The sequence below is a fragment of the Methylibium sp. T29 genome (genome assembly GCF_000576205.1).
In the GTDB taxonomy this organism is placed as follows: Bacteria; Pseudomonadota; Gammaproteobacteria; order Burkholderiales; family Burkholderiaceae_C; genus Methylibium; species Methylibium petroleiphilum.
The window spans coordinates 1-3523 of record NZ_AZND01000303.1; the positions used below are offsets into that span (position 1 = coordinate 1).

Below are 3523 nucleotides of genomic sequence, written 5' to 3' on the forward strand. Positions count from 1 at the left end.
ACTGGCTGGGCTGGGACGCGGCCGCCATCGCCGCGGCGCGCGAGCGCGGCGCGCTTGGCCCGCCACGCCCCTGAGTCAGGGGGGCAGCACGCATGAACGTCACAAAGTGCTGGGCTGCGTGAAGAAACGCTCGGACAATCGACAGCAGGAAGTGTCGGGCTTCCCGGCCGCGTGCTTCCGAGCATGGCCGCACACAACAGAACGAACATGACCGCTCGCCCCTCGCTCACCCGCGCCACCACCGAAGCCGAGCCCCTGGAGGCCTGGCGCGAGATCGTCGCGCAGATCGGGCGGGACGTGGCCGGGCCGCTGACGACGGCGCTCGAGCGCGTGATCCAGCTCACCACCACCGGCAAGATCGACCGCGAAGGCCTGCGGGTGCTGCGCGCCGAGATCGAACGCGCACGCCGCGTCGGCATGGTCGGCCAGCAGCTGTCGCGGTTCGCCTCGAAGCGGCTGCGCCAGTCCCACGAGCGGCTCGACCTCGCCCAGACGCTGCAGGCGGTGCTCACGCACCGCGCACGCGAGGTCAACGCCCGCGGCATCCAGGTACGGCAGAGCACGCGCGCCATCGAGGTGCTGGTCGATCCGGCGCTGTTGTTCAGCCTGCTCAACGCGGTGCTCGACTGGGCGGCCGAGGGCGCCCGCACGAGCATCGATTTCCGCGTCGACCAGAAGGACTGGCCGCCACACGGCCGGGTGTCCTGCAGTTTTGCCCTCGAGCCGACCGACGGCGCCACGCTCGAGTCGCTGAACTGGCATCTGGTGGGACAGATCGCTCAGTCGATGGGCCTGGCGCTGCACTGCGACACCGACGAGACCCACGTGACACTGGCGCTGGAGTTCCCGCGCACCGTCAGCGACCCCGTCGAAGGCATGAGCGCCGTCGAGCTCGATCATGGCGATGCATCGACGCTGAATTCCAAGCCACTGGCGGGCAACCAGGTGCTGGTGGTGTCGGCCCGCCGTGAAATGCGGCTGCTGGTGCGCGAGGCCATCGCCAACATGGGCTGGTGATCGACTTTGTCGGGTCGGTCGACGAGGCGGTCGACTTTTGTCGCGAAGGCTGGCCGCATGCCATCGTGTTCGAGGCCGTGCTGCGCGGCGAGCGCCTCGACCAGCTGGCCGAGGAGATCCGCGCCGAGCTGCCCGGCTTCTCCTTCATCGAGATCGCCGAGGAGGGCAACGCCTTCGAGATCTCGGGCTTCAACGGCATGAACCACGCGCGGGTGGGCCGGGACGGTCTGCACCAGTCGCTGCCGTCCGCGCTGGTGTTCGAGCTCTCGAAGCAGTACTGAGGGTGCGCGCCTACAGCGCGCCGAACACCTTCTTCAGGATCGCGCTCCCGGTGCCCACCGGGTCCTGCCGGATCTTCTTCTCCTCCTCGCCGATCATCAGGTAGAGGCCGTCGAGCGCCTTGCCGGTCACGTACTGCTGCACGTTGGCGTCCTCCTTCTTCACCAGACCGAAGCCCGACGCCTTGGCGGCCACCGCGTTGTACTTGTTGGCGAGGTCGACCTTCTCGGTCTGCCGCGTGACGATCGGCAGGAACTTCTCACCGAGCGGCATGCGCGTCTTCTCGGCGAAGAAGTTCGTCACCGAGGTGTCGCCGCCGGTGAGTATCTTCTTGGCGTCATCGACCGACATCTGCTTGACGGCATTGCTGAGCAGTTGCTTGGACTCCGGCACGGCGGCCTCCGCGGCGCGGTTCATGGCGGTCACCAGTTCGTCGACCTTCTTGCCCTGGCCCAGGCTCTTCATCAGTTTGGCGGCGCTGTCCAGGCCCGACGGCAGCGGGATGCGAACTTTCGGATTGCCGAGGAATCCATCGGTCTTGCCGAGCAGGCTCACGGCCACTTCGGCCCCGCGCTCCAGCGCCGCCTTCAAGCCGGCGCTGGCATCGGCGTCACTGAGGGATAGCGCCCGCGCCTGCGCGGCGCAGATCCACAACGCCATGCCGGCGACGAGCTGCCCCGTAAACTCACGACGATCCATCGGACACCTCCATGAAATTGATGCGCTATGTTGCGGCCGCGGCCGCCGTCCTGGCAATCGGCATCGCCGCCACGCTGGCACTGACCGGCAAGCAGGCTGTCCCGGACGTGGCCTACACACTGCTCGACGGCTCGCAGCATCGCAGCGAACAGTGGCGCGGCAAGGTGGTGCTGGTGAACTTCTGGGCCACGAGCTGCGTGACCTGCGTGAAGGAGATGCCGGATCTTGCCGCCACCCACGAGAAGTTCAAGGCCCGCGGCTACGAAACGCTGGCCGTGGCGATGAGCTATGACCCGCCGGCCTACGTGGTCAACTTCACCGAGACCCGCAAACTGCCCTTCAGTGTGGCGATCGATCATGACGGCGCCATCGCCCGCGGCTTCGGTGACGTCCAGCTGACGCCCACCAGTGTGCTCATCAACAAGCGCGGCGAGATCGTCAAGCGCTACGTCGGCGAGCCCGATTTCGCCGAACTGCACCGCCTGCTCGACAAGCTGCTCGCCGAGGCCTGAGTCGGCGCCGCGGCGCCTTCAGCCCACACGCGACAGGGCCGACACCACGTCGGACTGCGTCAGCATGCCGACGAGTCGCGCCTCCGGCCCGACGATCGGAATGTGGTGGTGCCCTCCCTGCGCGAACAGTGGCACCAGCTCGGCCACCGGGCGGTCCTCGCTGGCGACGCGCACCTGGCGCGTCATGATCTGCCCCACCACCTCCGGCTTGTCGCTGTGCGTGGCCGGCGTACGGCGGATGAAGCTGCGCAGACGCGCCGACCAGCCTCGTGGACATCCAGGTCGGCATGGCGCAGGAAATCCGCCAGCGTCACGATGCCGACCACACGCCGCGCCCGGTCGACCACCGGCAGCGCCTTGATGCGGTGCTCGCGCAGCAGCGCCCAGGCGTCCTGCAGCTCGGTGCCGAATGACACCGTCACGACCTCGCGCGTCATGATGTCGGCGCAGAGCGTCGCACCGAAACGCCGACGGTAGGCCTCGCCCTCGGCCGCATGCAGCAGCGCGACCAGGTCGTCGCGGCTCACATCGATCACCTGGCCATAGCGCTCCAGCACCGCGTCGAGGTCGGCGTCGCTGAAGCGGTGGGTCTCGTCGCCGCCCGGCCCGGGCGGCGTCGCCAGCTGGGCGTGCGGATAGGGGCGTCGCGTCGCGCTGTTGTAGGCGGCGCCGGCCAGCACGAGCAGCACGGAATTGACGCAGGCCGGGAACCACGCAAAACCGAACGAGCCGATGCCGGCCAACGCCGTCAGCAGCGCCATCGCCCCGCCCGGCGGGTGCAGGCAGCGCAGCGCGAACATCGCGGCGATCGCCAGCCCCACCGCGATTGCGCCGGCCCACGCCGGGTCCGGGATCAGATGCGCGCAGGCGATGCCGATCAGCGCCGAGGCGGTGTTGCCGCCCACCACTGACCAAGGCTGGGCAAGCGGGCTGGCCGGTACCGCGAACACCAGCACCGCGCTGGCGCCGAGGGGTGCCACCAGCCAGGGCACGTCGGCGCCGGGCCATTGCGCAGC

General features: G+C 68.9%; 4 protein-coding genes and 1 pseudogene. 3 read left to right on the forward strand and 2 right to left on the reverse strand.

What is annotated here, in order from left to right; all coding sequences use genetic code 11:
• Positions 1-207: 207 nt before the first annotated feature.
• Both x551_RS19815 and x551_RS23780 read left to right on the forward strand, forming a co-directional pair.
• On the forward strand, positions 208-1017 hold the full coding sequence (locus tag x551_RS19815; RefSeq protein ID WP_051512219.1) for a hypothetical protein: 810 nt from the start codon (positions 208-210) through the stop codon (positions 1015-1017).
• Complete coding sequence (locus x551_RS23780) at positions 1014-1298, forward strand: hypothetical protein (RefSeq protein WP_051512222.1); 285 nt, start codon at positions 1014-1016, stop codon at positions 1296-1298. Before x551_RS19815 ends, x551_RS23780 begins: the two co-directional genes overlap by 4 nt.
• A gap of 10 nt (positions 1299-1308) precedes the next feature.
• Here the strand turns inward: x551_RS23780 and x551_RS19820 are convergent, their stop codons facing one another.
• Positions 1309-1995 carry a DUF4197 domain-containing protein gene (locus tag x551_RS19820; protein ID WP_036230160.1) on the reverse strand — a complete coding sequence of 229 codons (687 nt, stop codon included), beginning with the start codon at positions 1993-1995 and terminating at the stop codon, positions 1309-1311.
• Between the two features lie 11 nt (positions 1996-2006).
• Here x551_RS19820 and x551_RS19825 point away from each other — a divergent pair, with 11 nt between their 5' ends.
• The gene (locus tag x551_RS19825; protein WP_011827919.1) at positions 2007-2507 is read left to right on the forward strand and encodes a TlpA disulfide reductase family protein; all 501 of its coding nucleotides are present in this window, start codon (positions 2007-2009) and stop codon (positions 2505-2507) included.
• A gap of 18 nt (positions 2508-2525) precedes the next feature.
• Here the strand turns inward: x551_RS19825 and x551_RS19830 are convergent.
• Positions 2526-3523 (reverse strand): annotated as a pseudogene (locus x551_RS19830) (HPP family protein); the annotation flags it as partial.

Bases quoted from the DNA above. Each gene is read 5' to 3' on its own strand.
- x551_RS19815 (WP_051512219.1), top strand. From the start codon at position 208: ATGACCGCTCGCCCCTCGCTCACCCGCGCCACCACCGAAGCCGAGCCC.
- x551_RS19825 (WP_011827919.1), top strand. From the start codon at position 2,007: ATGAAATTGATGCGCTATGTTGCGGCCGCGGCCGCCGTCCTGGCAATC.
- x551_RS19820 (WP_036230160.1), bottom strand. From the start codon at position 1,995: ATGGATCGTCGTGAGTTTACGGGGCAGCTCGTCGCCGGCATGGCGTTG.